This is a genomic window from Snodgrassella sp. CFCC 13594 (assembly GCF_001590725.1).
Classification (GTDB): domain Bacteria; phylum Pseudomonadota; class Gammaproteobacteria; order Burkholderiales; family Neisseriaceae; genus Snodgrassella.
Genome location: NZ_LQXR01000009.1, coordinates 47,633 through 65,281, shown reverse-complemented (window position 1 = coordinate 65,281; position 17,649 = coordinate 47,633). Strand labels below are relative to the sequence as shown.

The following is a 17,649-nucleotide window of genomic DNA, read 5'->3' as shown; positions in this document are numbered from 1 at the left end:
CTGGGGTTTGCAGGCTTTTGAAACCACTCAATTGTATGCGGCGCAAGCGGCCGTGTCAGATGCGAAGGTTTATAAAGGGTCGAGTCACAGCGTGCCTGTTGGTTTTTTGCAGGCAGCCTATGTGACGGTGCCCAGTGGTAGTGCCAAACAACTGAGGCCTGTATTGGAAATGGTACAGCCAGTGGTGGCGCCAATACGCAAAGGGCAAAACTTAGGCACGTTAAAACTATATGATGGCACTAGGCTGGTGGCACAAAAAAATGTTGTGGCCTTGGTTGATGTGGCTGAAGCAGGTTGGTTGGGGCGCACTTGGGATGGCGTGGTGATGCGCATCAAATCGCTGTTTTCGTAGTGGTTTGTATTGATTGGTTTTGTTGGTTTGATTGATAAAAAACCGTTTCAAGGCACCAGAAACAGCCACCCCCTAAAACTATCGTCTCAAATTTCTTATCTCGTTGATTTTCCATAAGTTTTACCCTTTGGATGGCTTCTGCTTTCTTGGCAAAAAGGGCTGATCCACGCTAAAATTTGGCAAAATTTTGCCAAAGAACACCCATGACCTAGCTGGCTGTTGGGTGCTGTGAAGGAGCCTAGAAGTGTCTGCATTGCCTCGTGGTATCACCCAAGTTGTCTGGAAGAACAAGACCAAGGCCAAGGGCCGACAGGTCGCCTTCCGGGTTCGTATGAGCAGGAATGTCAATGGTAGCCCTCTCAAGGTAGACCGTCTGTTTGACACCTTGGAAGAGGCCAAGGACTTCCTTGCTACCTGCCAGTCCAACATAGGGCGGCAAGCCCTGAACAAGATTGAACTTGATCGGGACGAAAAAGCCAAGCAGATTGCTGAACTGCTGGCAAGTCCCCCCTTGTCCTTCTATATCAAGCAATACATTGCCCAGTATGTGCCAGAGGCACCGGAGGGCGACGACTTGAAGCGAAGAAATCGAGTCAGTGTCTTGTCATTTTTCAAGACGATTGAAAATACACCCATTCCTGACCGTCATAACGAGATTGCCGCCCCTTTGTTGCAGGTGGGTGGCTTGATTGCTCAAATGGCACAGAAGGCAATTTCCAATGGTGAAAAGAAACCATTTGGCAGTTTCAAGCCTGAGCAAATCACCTACATTGAAGTTAACGACTATATCAAGGAACGACTTGCCACCCCTGCCATGACTGGCAACAGAAAGAAAGGACTGGGCCGCAATGTCTCCAAGATTTCTGTCTCTCGTGAACTGTCGTTTATCAAAAAGCTGTTTAATAACCTGCGGCACCAAGAAGCAAAATTCAAAGGACTTCGCAATCCTGTTGCTGACTATGATAAAGAACTACTCAAAAACCGAGATCCAAAAAATGTTTATCGCCTGAGCAATGAAGAAAAAGAAACCTTATTCAAGGCTTTGGATGAATACTCAAATCCAGAATTGAAACAAATTTCATTGCTTGCCTATCATTGTGGCTTTCGTCGTAGTGAGGTTGTGCCGCTCACATGGGAACAAGTCCATTTGGACGAAAACTATATCCAGCTTTATCAAACGAAGTCGGGTAAACCTAGGAAAGTAGTTGTCACCAAGGAAGCTCGCCAAATTTTGGAAGCCATCCCCAAGAGGGACAATGACCCTAGGTTGTTCACCTATACCCTGCTGGGCTTCTCCGGCTCGTTTGATAAGTTCATTGAGCGGCACAAGCTGGACAAATTCCGTTTCCATTTCTTCCGTCGTGAGGCAATCAGCAATCTTGTTTTCAATATCGGACAGATCACAGGAATGGACGGAGCAAATTTCTCCATTCTCATTAGTGAGTTATTGGGCATTGAGAATGTCCGCACCTTAGAAAAGAACCATATCAGTGAATTGCCTCCTTCTGGCCTGAGTAGTCAAGAACAAATCATGAAGTCAGTCGGCCATAGCAATAAACAGACCACCAAGAGGTATAGCCCTATCAAATTGCCAACAAGGAAGTAAACGGCCTTCTTGAATATCTCGGAAGGACCCGACGAAGCGGTCCAAACAGCCAGCCTAGCGGCACCTCCATAGTGAGGTGCTTTTTTTTCGACCTACTTTATTTGGCAAGGCCAAATGAAGTAGGAGCCACCGGCAGGGATCAAACCCATTTCGGCTTAGGTGTGGTGGTGTTCTTGTAGCGGGCTGCCTGCTGCTGGATAAGCTCGGCGGTTGCTGCCTGTTCCTGCTGTGCCTTCAAGACTTCAATCTGCTGCTGCAACAAGTAAATTTGTCGCATTAACTCCTGCTTCTTCACTATGTCGGATAGCTTGAACATGCTCAAACTGCCGATCTGCATTTCCAATGAATGCTTGGAAGCCAGCACATGATTAATCTGGATAGTGAAGAATGCCGCTCTTGAACCTGTGGCAACCTGCCCAAACGAGGCTATAGCGGGCTTGTGGTCGTTCCTGGTAGGTTGGGCCTGCTTGCTGCTGTTGGACTTCACCACGATAGGATCTTGAGGCTTGGCGGCTTCCTGCTTTTTGTTATCCAACTTCTCAAGTGATTCCTGCTTCTTCAATGATTCCTGATTTTCCTGCCTGACTTCTTCCATCATTCTTTTCATTGCAGCCATAGCATCCTCCGGCTGTCCGTCTGGTTGCTGCTGCGGTTGTGGTGCTGATTTTGGAGAAGCAGGCTTTTTAGCCTGCATGGACTTTGGGCCAAAGGTGCGAACCTTCTTCTCCTTCTGCTGATATTGCTTCTTGAAGTATTCAAGGCGAGAGTTTTTCAAACGATCAATCTTTTCCTTATTCTGCTTGAACTGCTCTTGAGTCAAGTCCTTGGGCTGCTGCTTGGATAGCTGATATTCCTTGGACTTCTCTTTCAATTCTTTATAGTCTGCCCCTTCTTCAAAAACGGGGCCTTTCAAGCGAATGGCTTTTGCTTCACTTTCTGGCTTGAATGAAATGTAATCGTTGCCGACTCTGGTTATATCACCATGCTCTTTGAGCAAGTCAATAATCTCTTGGCGGCTCTTGATCTCATCGTGTTCAATGGCTGACTTGAAAATCTCTTCTAGGTTGTCCCTGATCTCTTTGTGTGATTTTGCCTGCTGACAGATTTCGGCAGTGGCTTCTTTAAGTGGAAGAATCTTCTGTTCAAATTTTGAGCGAGAGATTTTCAGCGGATCAGTGACGACTTGGTCGTAGCCAAGTTGTTGATTGGTGTTCTGAACCCAAGCATCATTGAACTCATGTTGAAGGGTGCCTGGTGGAAAAGGGTTCAACTGCTTTCCAGTGGTTAGCTCAGTAGTAGCAAGAAAGTAGTTCAATTCAAGATTGCCCTTGTCACAATGGGCAACCCATGCAATCGCATAGTTCTTGTCCTTCTCAAGACCTGGAAGGAAGGTGGCTTCAAAGTCCCTCATAACGGCCTGCTGCTGGGCCAGGGTGGGCTTTTCTGTGTCACGGAAGGCCAAGGCCCCAGTTGCATACTTGTGGGCTCTGGTGGTCATGCTGGCAATCTTGGCGACATTGTTCGGATCACCATCTAGAATTTCAGGTTTGACAGAGCGAGACTTGCCGGTGTGGTCTTTGTCACTCAAAAGGTAATCAGCGGCTTTCTGTGGATCTCCCTTGCCATGTTTCATTCGGACATGGAGCATTTCATTCTCCGTCGTTCAGATTGGAAATCTTTTCAAGTTCAATCCTGATTTTTTCCATTTCAGCGATCAAGGTCTTGGCAGTGATGAAGTCATATTTCGAATTCAACTGCTTGGCAAGCTGATTGAAATTGGAGCCAATTTTGCCAAGGGCACCTTGCACCTTGAGACGATCAATCCCGGCTTGCTTTTTCTGGTTGATGTGAATTTCTATCTTGTCCTCTTCACCAAAAATGCAGGCACGAGCATAACGGGCCATAGAATTGTGCTTACCTGATTTGTGCCATTGGGCTACAAGGGCCTCATATTCGATCTCTGAAAGTCTGATTTCGAATCGTGTATCTCGCTTGAACTTGTGATCGTCATTGGTTCGACCTGGGTGTGTTTTTAATGTTGCCATTTTCTTTCCTCAATATCTATCTGTTTCTCAAAATCCTTTCTAAGCTCTTGAGTGTTAACCTGACTAGAAAACCATTTTGAATACAGGCAATCAAACTGCTTCAAAATTTGTCTTTTGCCGATTTTCCCACCTGTTGATCTTAAGTCTTTCAATAGGTGTTCATATATTTCTTTATCTTTTCCTGTCAATGTCATTTTCTTCTCCGTAGTTGTTTTTATAAGGGTTCTAGGGCATAGCCCTAGCAAGGGATTTTTCCAGAAACGAGGCTATGAAATAGCCGAAAGTTTCGTCTGGAAAAATTGGCCTTGCTTTATATGTATTAATCTTACGAAATAGAAATGAAATGTCCACGATCTGAGTGAAATTCGATAGCAATCAGATTGAAGAAGACAAGGAAAAAGGCAGAAAATTTTATGTAATACCAACCAATCAGATTAGAGAAGACAAGCAAGAATGGGCAATCTGATTTAATCTGCTTGCTTTTAAAGTGGTTGGTTGTTGTCTGATTAAATATGATTTGCCTAATAAGATTTAATCCGATTGATTGACTAGACTTTTTTGAAGGGTGTCGAAGACACAAGACCCAATCCGATTAAATCCGAGGTCGATAGCTTCTTATCCTTGTTTGCTCTTTTTGAGTTGTTATTATGAAATAACATTCAAGGAGAATTTATGGAAGAACTAGAACAAGAAAAGAGCACCAAAGAAAAAAGCAAGTTTGAAAAAGATCATGTGAAGATTTCTGTATTTTTGAGAAATGACCAGGTTGAGTATTTGAGTAAAGAACACATTGAATCAAATAATTCAAATATGTCGTTGGTCGTTAGAAGTGCGGTGGATGTCTTCATTGAAAAAGACAAAAAGCAAAAGCTCACCATTTTGAAGAAAATTCTTGGTGATCAGGTTTATGAAGAACTTGTTCAACTTTCTGCTTACTGTGGAAAAGAAATTGAAGCCACCATGATTGAGTTGATTAAATTAAATTGCGAAGTCGAAAAGCATGATCAGCAGACAGAACAAGAACCTGTTGATCAATTTGCTTGGAATTCTTCTGCTGGCTGATCACGATAGTGAAAATGGACCAGCTCGTCTGGGTCCTCCTGGAATAAAAAAAGCTACTCAATGAGTAACTTTTCTATTTGGACTGTGGGAATTTTTTGGCGCAGGGAAATTTATTCTTTATTCTTCTTATGAATGATCATTAATATGAGAAGGAATGATTGATATAGGGTGCGAAAAGTCAAACATTCTTTATCAAACATGCGAAAACTGTCGGTAGGTTTTCTCTGAAGTGCTGATTGATAAGGGTGCGGGTGTCGGGTTGAATAAATAGGTTGTCGGGTTGAGTGTGCTGGACGGCATAATCTAAAGGCTTGTTAATAAAGACTTCTAGTGTCGGGTTGACTTGTCGGGTTGAGTTTTTGGGTCGTTGACTTGTAAGTGCTTTACTTCTATGTGGTCAAAAAAATCCCCTTTCGGGGATTATTATTTAAAGCCAAATGGATCGTAGTCGTCTGGTTCTTGCTCTGTTGTTTGGTGATCCTCTGGGACCTCTGCTTTCTTCATTTTTTCAACAAGAATTTGAGAGTTGTATTCTTTGAATGTCTCAAAGAATGCTGCTTTTCTCTTCAAATTTCTATGAAAATTGAATTGCTGTGGGTTAGTAAGTGCATAGAGCAATAGCCCCTTAATGTCGTTTATTTGGGGTGCCTGTGGAACTTCTAGCACTTGTAGAACTAATGGGCTTGTGTTGAAGACCTTAATGAGCCTCATAGCTTCAAGCTGCTTTAAGTATCCTGCTATATCTCTTCTATCTATTCCTAGTGCTTCGCACAAGGTTGCTTGTTTAATCTCACTATGAATTCCAACGAACCCATTTTTATAGGTGCATGTGCAAGCAAGATAGGAGATTATTTGATAGAGAATGAGCTTCGGTCTACTTGTTAGAACAAGCTCACTAAATACTCGTTTGTTGAGAGAAAAATAGTCAAATTCTTGATTTGAGTTGTTGACATTTTGATTTTTATTGTTTCAATTGATAATGTTAGACATTGAATTCTCCTTATGTTTATCTAGACAATATTCAATAAAGCAGAATTCAAGAAAAAATCAAGCCCCAGCAATGGGGCTTTTTTTATGAACAAAAAAAGCCACTCAACGAGTGGCTTTATATTTTTGCGATGCTCACTTTACTGGAAAAGCATTTCCACACCGATGGCAGTAATAACCATAGTCCTGCATGTTCTTCCAAATCGGATATTGCTCCTTATAGATTTTGTCTCGCTTCTTGTAAGCACGAATTTCCCAAAGCCACCAAAGGATAATACCAATGGTAATTGCCATGAGTGGACTTTTGCTGAATAGCCAAGGACTTGTAGCTAGCGACATTATTGCACCAGCAATAATTTCCAACTTCTTTGGTTTTTTGGGTGGGGAAAATCGTGCAGCCAATGTAGTTTGGCTGGTGTTGGAAGTAGTGCCTCCAAAAGTGCCAGCTCCACTAGTTCCAACACCTACACCAACAACAGAACCTGTGCTGTAAGTTGTTCCTGATTGAAGTACGGCCCTGATTGATTGAATGTGGTCACTTCCACATTTGGGACATTGAATTGACATTTTCACTCCATGTGCTGGTTCACAAGCTACTCATACGTCGCTGCTCATATGTGAAGCAAACTCCGTAGATGCAAATGTATCACATGGGTAGCTTGACGGCATGTCTGCCAAGCCCAAACCACCAACAGAACTTCCAGCACCTGACGATCTTCGTGGTGTGCTGGCCTTCAATGTGCGACTGCTGAGAGTAGGGAAGAACTGGTCACAAGAGGCTCTGGCTCTAGAGTCTGGGTTGGACCGTACCTACGTGTCTGCTGTGGAGCGATCTCGTTGGAACGTGTCTCTTTCCAACATAGAAGCGATAGCAAAAGCTCTTGAGGTTGAACCTTGGTTGTTGCTCAAACCACCAGAAGAGGGAGTGCTGATTGAATAAAAAAAGCCAGTCACTTGACTGGCTTTCTTAATTTATTCCATTTCAAGGAAAAACTCTGTGCTCTCTGTCAAGCATTACCAAGAAAAAAGCTGATTGCGACTGAAAGCCATGAAGTCGGATTTTGTCACTTACTCTAAGCTCAAAAAAGCCGATATCGGGAGAGATTGAATCTCTTACCTTCTCTAAAATATCTTTACCTGCCTTCATTGTGGCTATGTCATAGGGGGTATAGCCAAGACTGCCTTTATTTGGCCCTTTCCCCGCTGACTTATAGACACTATCCCAAGTATGCCCAGAGAAAGTAGTCAGGAATCTTGAAAACGACTTAAGCTCTTCGGTTGTCCACACAGAAAAGCATTCCCAGCCATCCTGAAAATACTTTAAAACAACATATGGATTTTTTCCGTTTACACTCTCTCTTGAGCCATCTTTTTTATAAACGGGAAGATCAAATATTTTCTTCTCTAATTCAGAACCTTGCACATTTCCGAGAGAGCTTTTGTCTTTTGCTTCGTCCTGAATCTTGTCTTTAGGTATTTTTTTTGCCTGTCCTTTGGCCATATTAATCCCCATATTTTTTTTCGAAGAAGGTCTTTATTTCCTCTTTGGGGATAGGAGCCTCACATCTTTCTTCAGGCTCAAGATTGCCACGAGCCTGAATCCAAGGCTCATCTTCATGAGTCATATTCTCAAGTGTTTTGGCTGGTAGCTCACCATAAGTATCAATAACTTGGTTTAGTACATTCTCGGTTTCTTCCGAGAATTTTGGAATCCGATCTTCTTCCGGCATAGGCAATGGATTCCATCCATGTTGCTTAAACTCATGAAAAACTTCCGGGACTACAGGGCCATGTGCCCACGCCTGTATCTGCCCCTCAAAAAGCTCCTCACCGTTAATAACTTGATTCCAGGCTTCTGAATAATAAAGTAGCTTCTGAACTTTTAAATGAGTAACAACATCACCCGACTCTGCAAATTTTCCGATAAACCAATTTGCAACATCAGTTGCTTTGTGTGCTGCCATTTCATTTCCCCTAAATATTTTCGCTCCGATCCTTCTATCATATCAAACAGAAAAAATCAACAAGCGAAATTGCACCTTACAAAATCTCAAGATTGAGTAGCTCAAGCTTTGTCAAAAATTTGACAAAACCCTCTTGCCAAAATCATAAGTTATTGATTTTAATAATAAAAATCAAAAGAGAGATTGGAGGCACCTGAAACGGTTTTTTATCAATTCGTTGCCATTTTAAGTGGCGGCTGAGTTTAGGCCACTTGGGTTTGGTGCTCTGTTCCCTGACGTTCACGAATGGTACCCAAGCGATACACAGTTTCACCTTCATTGGCTAAAAAGTCGTGAATGGCCGCAGCATCTTCTTGAGCCACAATCAATACCATGCCAATACCACAATTAAAGGTGCGGTACATTTCTTGAGTATTCACATTGCCTGCCTGTTGTAGCCACTGAAAAAGTTTTGGCAGTGTCCATGTTTGCGCATCAATTTGAGCTACGGTATTTTCAGGCAACACGCGCGGTACGTTTTCAGTGATGCCACCCCCGGTAATGTGCGCCATGCCTTTAATGGTGAATTGCTTCAGTGCCGCTAAGATGGGCTTCACATACAAGCGGGTGGGTGCCATGATGGCATCACGCAGGGTTTTTCCCTGATCAAATGGGGCATCCAGTTCGGGCTGGTCGCGCTCGATGATTTTGCGTACCAATGAGTAGCCATTAGAGTGTGCACCGTTTGAGGCTAAGCCCAATAACACATCACCTGGGGTAATGCTGCGGCCATTGATGACGCGGTCTTTCTCCACTACGCCTACAGCAAAGCCGGCCAAGTCGTATTCGCCTTCGGGATACATGCCTGGCATTTCGGCAGTCTCACCGCCAATTAAGGCGCAGCCAGATTCTTCGCATCCGGCGGCGATGCCTTTGATCACATCGGTGGCACGCCCCACATCCAATTTACCGCAGGCAAAGTAATCCAGAAAAAATAAAGGCTCGGCGCCTTGCACCAAGATATCGTTGACGCTCATGGCCACAAGGTCAATCCCCACCGTGTCATGCTTGTCCCAATCGAAGGCCAATTTCAATTTGGTGCCCACACCGTCGGTGCCGGAAACCAGTACGGGATTTTGGTATTTTTTGCTGATTTCAACCAAAGCTCCGAAGCCACCCAAGTCGCCCAAGACTTCTGGCCGCATAGTGCGTTTGGCAAAAGGTTTGATGTTTTCCACCAGTGCATCTCCGGCATCAATGTCCACACCGGCATCACGGTAACTGAGGGATTGGCTCATGGGTTGGGGTCCTTATTTGGCTTAGGCAAAGGGTAAAATACAAAACGGCGCAATTTTAACATTTTTCGCCTGCTTGCGCGTATGGTCGATAATTGGGATCACGTATTTCTTTCAGGCAGCCCAATTAAAGTTGGCGGGGCTGGCGTGATTCAGCTGTTGGCAATGACACCATAAAAAAAGACCGAATCAACAGATTCGGCCTCATGATTATCGGCTTGCCTGAAACCAGGCAAAAATCCGATTTAGCCTTTACGAGCCGGCAATTTTTCTTTAATGCGAGCCGCTTTACCAGTCAAGCCGCGCAAGTAATACAGCTTGGCACGACGCACGTCACCACGGCGTTTCACTTCGATTTTTTCCACGCTCGGTGCATACAATTGGAAAGTACGTTCCACACCTTCGCCGCTTGAAATTTTACGCACGATGAAGTTGCTGTTCAGGCCGCGGTTACGACGGGCAATTACGATGCCTTCATAAGCCTGCAGACGAGTACGGCTACCTTCGGTTACGCGGACAGACACAACCACGGTATCGCCAGGGGCAAACTCAGGGATGTCTTTATTTAAGCGAGCGATTTCTTCTTGCTCTAACTGTTGAATCAAGTTCATTGTTGGCTTCCTAATTATCATGGGACATCTCGTTCCTCTTGCTTGATTGCGTGCAAGAGCCTAGATTCCTCTGGGGTAAACACACGACTGGCCAATAAATCCGGCCTGCGTGCCAAAGTACGCGATAGCGATTGGATTAACCGCCATTGCGCAATCAAACCGTGGTTGCCACCGCGCAAAATATCGGGAACACCCACGCCTCGAAATTCGACTGGGCGCGTGTAATGCGGACAGTCTAGTAAACCGTTGACAAACGAATCTTCCAGCGCTGATTGCGCATCACCCAACGCACCGGGCAGCAAACGAATCACTGCATCCATCAACATCATTGCTGGGAGTTCACCACCCGACACGACAAAATCGCCAATGCTGATTTGTTCGATATCATTTATCTCCAGCACCCGTTCATCAATACCTTCATAGCGACCACAGACCACTGTCAAACCTGGTTTTTCAGCTAGTTTTGCCACCATGTTGTGCGTGAGCGGCTGCCCTTGTGGGCTCATATAAACCAACTGAGCCTGGGGGCAGGATGCTTGGGCTGCTTCGATGGCTGCCTGCAAAGGCGGAGCCATCATAATCATACCTGGGCCGCCGCCAAAAGGGCGGTCATCAACATAACCCAAAGCATTGTCGGCAAATTGACGCGGATTAATCGCTTCAAATTGCCACAAATCTTTGTGTAACGCTCGAGCGGTGACGCCTGATTGGGTGAGGGCAGAAAACATTTCCGGAAACAGTGTGATGGCCTGAATGTGCATCAGTAATCCATGCCCCAGTCCACTACCATGCGTTGTTCGGGTAGAGAAACTTCATCCACAAATTGATTGACAAATGGAATCAATTTTTCGCCGTACTCGCCGCGGATAACCAGAACATCATGTGCGCCAGTTTCCATCAGCGATTCTACCTTCCCCAGCATCACGCCTTCACGGTTGGTGACACTCAAACCAACCAAGTCGGCCCAATAAAACTCATTGTCTTCGGTTGCGGCAAAGTCAGCCCGATCGACTTCGATCGTGTAACCACGCAAACGCGCAGCTTCATCTCGATCATCAATGCCGTCGAATTTGACTTGCAGTTCATCGCCATGAACTTTGCCTTCGACCACAGTCATGCGTTGACTGTGGCCATCTTTACATAAGCGCCACTCGGAGTAATCCAGTAAGCTATCGGTATATTCGGTACTCACGCTAACTTTTAGCCAGCCTTTGACACCAAATACACCTTTGATGTAGCCCATGGCCACCCATTGTGGCTTGCTGTTGCTCATAACCAGGAGGTTTAAGCAGCAGCTTGTTGTTCTTTAACCAGTTTGGCTACGGCTTCACTCACCTGTGCACCTTGTGCCACCCAGTGGTTTAAGCGTTCTGCGCTCAGACGCACGCGTTCTTGTTTTTCATTGGCAACGGGGTTGTAAAAACCAATACGCTCAATGAAACGACCGTCGCGGCGGTTGTGGGAATCAGCCACCACAATATTAAAGAAAGGACGGTGTTTAGAGCCACCACGTGCCATGCGAATTACGACCATTATTTATTCCTTCATCAGAAAATCGAAGTGTTGCGGTAAATCGGTAATAAGAAAACCGCCAATTTTAGGTGATAAATCCCTATCTTTGCAAGGTATTTATCCTGCTGTTGTCGCAGAAGTACTTTCTGCTGCTGCCAGTAGTGGTTTTTCTACCAAACAAACGCTGCCATCTTCGGGGTCTTTGCGTATCGTAAACCCCAATTTTCGGGTGAGCTTTTGCATGCCAGTGTTGGCCGTGAGGATTTCACCTCGCATGGTGTGCAACCCTTGGTGACGAGCGGCATCAAATAAAAGATTCATCATAATCATGCCTATACCATGTCCTTGCCACTGGTCGGATACCGATATGGCAAATTCACATACCTCCATATCAGGATCTGTGGTGTAACGGGCGATCGCCAATATTTCGTCTTCGGTATCTTGATTTTGCTTGATCATCACCAAAGCCATTTCGCGGTCATAGTCGAGCTGGGTAAAGCGCACCAAAACGTTTTGTGATAATTGCTTAATGCTCGACATAAAGCGATTGTATCGGCTTTGATCTGACATGTTGCGTACAAAATTCTGCACCATTTGGGCGTCTTCTGGGCGCAACGGGCGCACAAATACGCTGGTACCATCTTTGAGGTCAGTATGGGTTTCTAGAAAATGTGGATAGGGCATAATGGCCATATGCCATAGCGGCGGGGTGATTTTTTTTGTTTATTGATGACCATTCGGGCATCCAGTGCCATGACGCCATCTGGCGTAACCATAAATGGATCTATTTCCATTTCTTCGATTTCAGGCAACTCGCACACCATTTCCGAAATACGCAGTAAGGCATGATGCAGCGCCAGCTTGTCTATTGGCGGCATATTTTTAAAAGTACCTAAAGTATGGCCGATGGCAGTGTGCGAGAGCATATCTTGAATCAAGATGTCGTTTAAAGGCGGGAGAGACACTGCCCGCTGCTGTTGCAAGTTGCCAGCCCAGCCGCCCGCACCCAGTGTAATGATGGGGCCGAAAGTAGGGTCACGGGTAACACTAATGGCCATTTCTCGGGCGTATTTATGTCGATACATAGGCTGAACAGTGACACCGTTGATGCGAATGGGTGGTTGCGTGCGTTGGGCTGCCTGAATCATCTGTTGATAGGCAGCGCATACTTCTTCTCTGGAATTTAAATTTAACCGGACGCCATCAATATCTGATTTATAAAACAGATCAGGTGAGTCAATTTTTAGTACCACGGGATAGCCCAGTTTGTCAGCTAATGCACAGGAAGCTGCTTCATTTTGCGCCAACAGGGTTTGGTTGGTGTGGATGCCAAATAGGCCCAAAAGTTGTTTGGATAGGGCTTCTGAAACAATGGTGTCTGGCGCGTCTTGCAACATGTGCAGTAAGCGATGTGCGGCAGTGTAATCAGGCTCGCATTGGGCTTGCGTTAATGGTGCTGGTGTTTGCAATAACAGTTGTTGATTGTGGTGAAAGTCGGCCAGTTTTTTAAAAACTTCAATGGCGTTATCCGGGGCATTAAAATGCAGACGCTTTGCTTGAGTAAACAAGGCTCGGCTTTCTTTCACTTTTTGTTCACCCAGCCACGATAGCAAAAGTGGTTTTTCGGTTTCACTTTGTAATTGCACCATCATTTGTGCTGTGGCCAGATGATCTGTACCGATTTGGGGTGAAAAAATCACCAATACGCCATCCACCTGATCATCGTCCAAACACAATTTGACGGCGGTGCGAAAGCGCAAAGGGCCTGCGTCGCCCACCACATCGACGGGGTTGCTGCGTGACCAGTTTTCTGGAAGGGCTTCATTGAGTTTGGACAAGGTGCCTTCACTTAAGGTGGCTAAAGGCACGCCCAAGTCATAGGCTGTATCTGCGGCCAAAATACCCAGGCCTATGCCGTTGCAAATGATGGCCAGTTTATCCCCGTGGCTTCGATAATTGGCCGTTAATACTTTTACTGCAGTGAACATTTGTGAAATAGAGTTGACTTGTAGAACGCCCGCCCGCGCCAAAATACTGGCAAATACATCAGCATTTTTGAGTGCGCGACTGGCTTGCGTGAGGCCAGTAACGTGATCCAAATTATGACCAGATTTAATGACTACGATGGGTTTGGCCCGGGCGGCTGCACGCAGTGCACTGAGGAATTGTCGCCCATCGGTTACTTGGTTGATGTGCAATAGGATGGCTTTGGTTGCGCTGTCGTTGACCAAATAATCCAGAATTTCACCAAAATCCACGTCCCATGTGGTTTCGCCCAAAGACAGCACTGTTGAAAAACCGATGTCACGACTGTATGCCCAATCGAGCATAGCAGTGCACAATGCACTGGATTGGCTGATAACTGCTAGGTTACCGGGGTTAATGTGACCACTGTAAATACTGGCATTCAAACCGATATTGGAGCGAATAAGGCCCAGTAAACTGGGGCCCAACACGCGAACGCCAAGTTTTTTGGCCCTATCCACTGCTTTCTTTAAAACTTCACGGTCTTTGGGTTGGACATGCTCCAGCGTTTTAACCAAGATAACGTAGCGGATGCCCGCTTTGTGGCAATCTTTAAAAATGGCCGCCAGAGAATCAATGCGGGTTAGTACAATGGCTACATCCACTGCTTGTGGGATTTGGGTCACATTGGCATAAGCGGTTAAACCGCCCACCATTTTATGGCGGATGTTGACTGGAGTGATTTTCCCTTTAAACGCAGAAGCGAGTAGATTGGCCAATAGGCGTTGCCCAGCACTGTTGGATTTATCGCTGGCACCAATCACAGCGATGTGCTTCGGCGCAAATAAACTGTGTAAAGGGTGTGGTTTCATAAAATAAATTCCTACCTAGATAGGATAAAGACAGTGCTTATTCTAGCCTAATTTAGGCTGCCTGAAAGATGGAATTAATGAAATATTATATTGAATCAAAAAGATTTTTTTCGTTGATGAGGTGATGGATGTTGGCGGTCGTATCATTAGGATATTATTGGTAAATTTTGTGTTGCGCTTAAGCGGGTGAAATTGCACTTTAATTCGTGGCTATTCGAACAAAACAATGATTCAAAATAGGGCGCTGGATGCAGTGTTATTGATTTTGAGATTGTCTATGGCCAGAGCGATGATCGTTGCTAGGACGATAGTGCAAATTACTTAATAAATGTGCTGTTTAGATTGAAAGTAGGGCAAAATTAATGCCTTTTTGCTGCGCAGCAGATTATCTTCGCGTATCATAACCAGCAATTTAGCTGAGTTGGAACCCATTACAATGAAACAGATTTTTCTTGATTTTGAGCAACCTATTGCCGAGTTGGTGCAGAAAATTGATGAGCTGCGCTTCGTTCAAGACGATTCGGTGGTGGATATTTCTGAGGAAATTGCTCGACTGAAGAAAAAAAGTGATGATTTAACCAAATCGATTTTTTCTAAACTGACGCCAGTGCAAGTATCTCAGATTTCTCGCCATGCCCAGCGTCCTTATACTTTAGATTATGTTAATGCATTGTGTACCGATTTCGAGGAGCTCCATGGCGATCGAAATTATGCAGATGACGCCGCTATAGTCGGTGGTTTGGCACGATTCAATGGGGAATCGGTGATGGTGATTGGTCACCAAAAAGGCCGGGATACCAAAGAAAAAATTCGTCGTAATTTTGGTATGCCCAAACCGGAAGGCTATCGCAAAGCCTTACGCCTGATGAAAACTGCTGAGAAATTTCAGATTCCGGTGTTGACATTCGTGGACACGCCGGGCGCATACCCCGGTATTGGTGCAGAAGAACGTGGCCAGTCTGAGGCCATTGGTCTTAATTTATATGAGTTGGCGCGTTTGCGTGTGCCGGTTTTGTGTACGATTATTGGTGAAGGTGGTTCAGGCGGTGCTTTGGCCATTGCCGTTGGCGACTATGTCAATATGCTTCAATACTCCACTTATTCGGTAATCTCACCCGAAGGCTGTGCTTCTATTTTGTGGAAAACGGCGGAAAAGGCTGCTGATGCGGCTCAGGCCTTGGGGATTACTGCTAAGCGATTGCATGATTTAAAACTCATTGATCAGATTATTGAGGAACCTTTGGGTGGCGCGCACCGCAATTATCCTGAAGTAATGAAACGGGTGAAAGCGCTGTTGGAGCGTGAGTTACAAGAGGCTCAAAATATGACGACCGCTGATTTGTTGTCGCGCCGATTTGATCGATTGATGGCTTATGGAAAATTTCACAGCAAGTAATTTAGATCCCGATTTTGTCGATTTGGCCGAGGATGTGGCCGCACAATGGTCAGCCAGTATGGCTGGCCATTCTGTTTTGGCGGTGGGTTTAAGCGGCGGTATGGACTCGGTGGTGTTGCTGCACGTTTTGATGCGCTTGCGTCAACAACTCTCTATTCAAGTTGAAGCGATTCATGTGCATCATGGTTTAAGTGAATACGCCGATGCCTGGTTGCTGTTTTGCCAAAATCTATGCGCAGATTGGGGTATTCCTTTGCAAGCAGCGCAGGTGCAGGTAAATGTTGTGGGAGAAGGCATTGAGGCCGCTGCCCGTAAGCAAAGATATGCTATTTTTTCAGGCAGCCGAGCCAATGTTGTGGTGTTGGCTCATCACCAAGATGACCAAGTAGAAACATTTTTTTTGGCGGCATTGCGTGGTGGGGGGTTCGTGCGCTTTCAGCGATGCCCACATGGCGCACTCTGACAGCACAGACGCAGCTGTGGCGCCCGTTATTGAGGCGCACGCGCTCAGAAATTTTGGCCTATGCGCGGCATTACCAGTTGTCTTTTGTGGATGACGACAGCAACAACGATACGCGTTTTTTGCGGAATTGGTTGCGCCACATCGGCTTACCCGAATGGCGTACTCATATGCCAGTCATGAATAGGCAAATTCAGGCAGCCATTGCGTGTTTGCAGGATGAGTTGAGTATTTTAAATGAAGTCTCAACTCAGGACTGGGTTGATGTGTGTAGCCATGGTTTTTTCTGCGTGAGCCGCTGGCGCCAGTTTGGCGCAGCTCGGCAGCGCCAATTGTTACACTGCTTTGCCCAAAAACATCAATTGGGTTCACCTCGTGCCGCATCTATTGCGGCATTCACTCGGCAACTACAGCAAACTTCAGTCAAAACGGCCACCTGGTCGTTGCCGCATGGGCAAGCCGTGTATTATGCAGATTGTTTATGGCCGCTTGGGGAGCAGGCTCATCTTCAGTGGCCGTGGTTGGCTATTTTGCCGTGTGCAGTGACGTTGCCAGAGCTGTCGCATTTTTTAAAATGGGACGAGCATGTGCTGGGTTTGCCTCATATTCATCCGGATTGGCAGGTGCGGATTACCACCAGTCAAGACACTTTACGATTGCAAGGCGGGCGTAAAAGCGTGAAAAGAATTCTGCAAGAGCGGAAAGTGCCCGTTTTTTTGCGTAAGATTTGGCCCGTTGTCTGTGAGGGTGATGAATGCATTGCCATTGTGAATGTGGCGGTTGCAGTTGATAAGGCCGTTACCCAAGGCGTGCTGCCTGTAATGTCAACTTTACCTCGTGCATATCATAATAAAATAGTAAATTGTCTGGAACTATAATAACTCTCAGCCTGTCCTATTAATAAATTCAGGCTGCTATCAACATGATAAAGGTCTGGTATGAATGATCGACAAATCGATCAGGCTTTGGTGGAGAAGGCGCAACAAGGTGACGTGACGGCATTTGAATTGCTGGTGAGTAAATACCAGCGCCGGTTGACACGGTTGTTGAGTCGATTAATCAAAGATGAACATGAAGTATTGGATATTGCCCAAGAGACTTTCATTAAAGCATATAAAGCATTGCCTAATTTTAGGGGTGACAGTGCTTTTTATACTTGGTTGTATCGAATTGGTATCAATACCGCAAAGAATTACCTGACCAGCCAAAGCAGGAAGTTGGAAACAAATGCGATGGTGACCAATGATGAAGGTGATGAACTGAATTTAACGGAACAATTACCAGATTGGCAAACGCCAGAATCTCATTTGCTGAATCAAGAGATCGTGCAAACAGTCCAATCGGTAGTGGATAGGTTGCCTGAAGACTTGCGTCAAGCCATTATTCTGCGTGAGCTGGAAGGTTTATCTTATGAGGAAATTGCAACGGTCATGCATTGCCCAATCGGTACCGTCCGATCACGCATTTTCCGGGCGCGAGAAGTGATAGCAAAGGAATTACGCCCAATTTTGGAAACGACAGAAGGCCAACGGTGGTGAGATCG

21 protein-coding genes and 1 pseudogene are annotated in these 17,649 nt (G+C 45.5%); 8 read left to right on the top strand and 14 right to left on the bottom strand.

Going from position 1 to position 17,649, the window contains the following annotated elements:
- The first annotated feature begins 7 nt into the window (after positions 1 to 7).
- Both A2F46_RS06955 and A2F46_RS06950 read left to right on the top strand, forming a co-directional pair.
- Positions 8 to 352 (top strand): hypothetical protein, encoded by a 345-nt coding sequence (locus A2F46_RS06955; RefSeq protein WP_066568499.1) that lies wholly within the window; start codon positions 8 to 10, stop codon positions 350 to 352.
- 244 nt (positions 353 to 596) lie between these two features.
- Positions 597 to 1,958 (top strand): site-specific integrase, encoded by a 1,362-nt coding sequence (locus A2F46_RS06950; RefSeq protein WP_066568497.1) that lies wholly within the window; start codon positions 597 to 599, stop codon positions 1,956 to 1,958.
- A 139-nt stretch (positions 1,959 to 2,097) separates the two neighbouring features.
- On the opposite strand, the gene A2F46_RS06945 is transcribed toward A2F46_RS06950, so the two are convergent.
- Genes A2F46_RS06945 through A2F46_RS06935 form a run of 3 tightly spaced genes read right to left on the bottom strand, consistent with a single transcriptional unit; the run spans position 2,098 to position 4,197 of the window.
- On the bottom strand, positions 2,098 to 3,606 hold the full coding sequence (locus A2F46_RS06945; RefSeq protein WP_066568491.1) for a relaxase/mobilization nuclease domain-containing protein: 1,509 nt from the start codon (positions 3,604 to 3,606) through the stop codon (positions 2,098 to 2,100).
- A gap of 1 nt (position 3,607) precedes the next feature.
- Positions 3,608 to 4,003, bottom strand: a complete 396-nt coding sequence (gene mobC, locus A2F46_RS06940; protein WP_066568488.1) for a plasmid mobilization relaxosome protein MobC — start codon at positions 4,001 to 4,003, stop codon at positions 3,608 to 3,610.
- The gene (locus A2F46_RS06935; RefSeq protein WP_156471592.1) at positions 3,991 to 4,197 is read right to left on the bottom strand and encodes a hypothetical protein; all 207 of its coding nucleotides are present in this window, start codon (positions 4,195 to 4,197) and stop codon (positions 3,991 to 3,993) included. The genes mobC and A2F46_RS06935 overlap by 13 nt, the downstream gene beginning before the upstream one ends.
- Before the next feature lie 478 nt (positions 4,198 to 4,675).
- Here A2F46_RS06935 and A2F46_RS06930 point away from each other — a divergent pair, with 478 nt between their 5' ends.
- Entirely contained in the window at positions 4,676 to 5,065 is a 390-nt protein-coding gene (locus A2F46_RS06930; RefSeq protein ID WP_066568482.1) for a hypothetical protein, read from the top strand.
- A 423-nt stretch (positions 5,066 to 5,488) separates the two neighbouring features.
- Here the strand turns inward: A2F46_RS06930 and A2F46_RS06925 are convergent, their stop codons facing one another.
- Both A2F46_RS06925 and A2F46_RS06920 read right to left on the bottom strand, forming a co-directional pair.
- Complete coding sequence (locus A2F46_RS06925) at positions 5,489 to 5,839, bottom strand: hypothetical protein (protein ID WP_156471591.1); 351 nt, start codon at positions 5,837 to 5,839, stop codon at positions 5,489 to 5,491.
- 348 nt (positions 5,840 to 6,187) lie between these two features.
- Entirely contained in the window at positions 6,188 to 6,619 is a 432-nt protein-coding gene (locus A2F46_RS06920) for a hypothetical protein (protein WP_066568478.1), read from the bottom strand.
- Between the two features lie 100 nt (positions 6,620 to 6,719).
- Here A2F46_RS06920 and A2F46_RS06915 point away from each other — a divergent pair, with 100 nt between their 5' ends.
- Positions 6,720 to 6,992, top strand: coding sequence for a helix-turn-helix domain-containing protein (locus tag A2F46_RS06915; protein WP_066568476.1), 273 nt, complete (start codon positions 6,720 to 6,722; stop codon positions 6,990 to 6,992).
- Positions 6,993 to 7,034: 42 nt separating this feature from the next.
- On the opposite strand, the gene A2F46_RS06910 is transcribed toward A2F46_RS06915, so the two are convergent.
- From A2F46_RS06910 to A2F46_RS06875, 9 genes are all read right to left on the bottom strand, one after another.
- The gene (locus tag A2F46_RS06910) at positions 7,035 to 7,553 is read right to left on the bottom strand and encodes a hypothetical protein (protein ID WP_156471590.1); all 519 of its coding nucleotides are present in this window, start codon (positions 7,551 to 7,553) and stop codon (positions 7,035 to 7,037) included.
- A gap of 1 nt (position 7,554) precedes the next feature.
- Complete coding sequence (locus A2F46_RS06905) at positions 7,555 to 8,016, bottom strand: Panacea domain-containing protein (RefSeq protein WP_066568470.1); 462 nt, start codon at positions 8,014 to 8,016, stop codon at positions 7,555 to 7,557.
- A 242-nt stretch (positions 8,017 to 8,258) separates the two neighbouring features.
- Entirely contained in the window at positions 8,259 to 9,293 is a 1,035-nt protein-coding gene (purM, locus tag A2F46_RS06900) for a phosphoribosylformylglycinamidine cyclo-ligase (protein WP_066568462.1), read from the bottom strand.
- 242 nt (positions 9,294 to 9,535) lie between these two features.
- Positions 9,536 to 9,901 carry a 50S ribosomal protein L19 gene (gene rplS, locus A2F46_RS06895; protein ID WP_066568460.1) on the bottom strand — a complete coding sequence of 122 codons (366 nt, stop codon included), beginning with the start codon at positions 9,899 to 9,901 and terminating at the stop codon, positions 9,536 to 9,538.
- Between the two features lie 17 nt (positions 9,902 to 9,918).
- Positions 9,919 to 10,662, bottom strand: a complete 744-nt coding sequence (gene trmD, locus A2F46_RS06890; RefSeq protein ID WP_066568458.1) for a tRNA (guanosine(37)-N1)-methyltransferase TrmD — start codon at positions 10,660 to 10,662, stop codon at positions 9,919 to 9,921.
- The gene (rimM, locus tag A2F46_RS06885; protein ID WP_066568455.1) at positions 10,662 to 11,174 is read right to left on the bottom strand and encodes a ribosome maturation factor RimM; all 513 of its coding nucleotides are present in this window, start codon (positions 11,172 to 11,174) and stop codon (positions 10,662 to 10,664) included. The genes trmD and rimM overlap by 1 nt, the downstream gene beginning before the upstream one ends.
- A gap of 11 nt (positions 11,175 to 11,185) precedes the next feature.
- Positions 11,186 to 11,434 carry a 30S ribosomal protein S16 gene (rpsP, locus tag A2F46_RS06880; RefSeq protein WP_066568451.1) on the bottom strand — a complete coding sequence of 83 codons (249 nt, stop codon included), beginning with the start codon at positions 11,432 to 11,434 and terminating at the stop codon, positions 11,186 to 11,188.
- Between the two features lie 96 nt (positions 11,435 to 11,530).
- Positions 11,531 to 12,097, bottom strand: a complete 567-nt coding sequence (locus A2F46_RS13010; protein WP_231867737.1) for a GNAT family N-acetyltransferase — start codon at positions 12,095 to 12,097, stop codon at positions 11,531 to 11,533.
- A complete protein-coding gene (locus tag A2F46_RS06875; protein WP_231867736.1) occupies positions 12,076 to 14,250 on the bottom strand; it encodes an acetate--CoA ligase family protein in 2,175 nt (724 codons plus the stop codon). Before A2F46_RS06875 ends, A2F46_RS13010 begins: the two co-directional genes overlap by 22 nt.
- Before the next feature lie 436 nt (positions 14,251 to 14,686).
- On the opposite strand from A2F46_RS06875, the gene A2F46_RS06870 reads away from it, so the two are divergent.
- From A2F46_RS06870 to rpoE, 4 genes and pseudogenes are all read left to right on the top strand, one after another.
- Positions 14,687 to 15,646, top strand: a complete 960-nt coding sequence (locus A2F46_RS06870; RefSeq protein ID WP_066568447.1) for an acetyl-CoA carboxylase carboxyltransferase subunit alpha — start codon at positions 14,687 to 14,689, stop codon at positions 15,644 to 15,646.
- Positions 15,624 to 16,189, top strand: a pseudogene (tilS, locus tag A2F46_RS12310) (tRNA lysidine(34) synthetase TilS); the annotation flags it as partial. The gene A2F46_RS06870 and the pseudogene tilS (A2F46_RS12310), both read left to right, overlap by 23 nt.
- 87 nt (positions 16,190 to 16,276) lie before the next feature.
- On the top strand, positions 16,277 to 16,984 hold the full coding sequence (tilS, locus tag A2F46_RS06860) for a tRNA lysidine(34) synthetase TilS (RefSeq protein WP_369796318.1): 708 nt from the start codon (positions 16,277 to 16,279) through the stop codon (positions 16,982 to 16,984).
- 60 nt (positions 16,985 to 17,044) lie between these two features.
- Complete coding sequence (gene rpoE, locus A2F46_RS06855) at positions 17,045 to 17,644, top strand: RNA polymerase sigma factor RpoE (RefSeq protein ID WP_066568435.1); 600 nt, start codon at positions 17,045 to 17,047, stop codon at positions 17,642 to 17,644.
- Positions 17,645 to 17,649 lie beyond the last annotated feature (5 nt).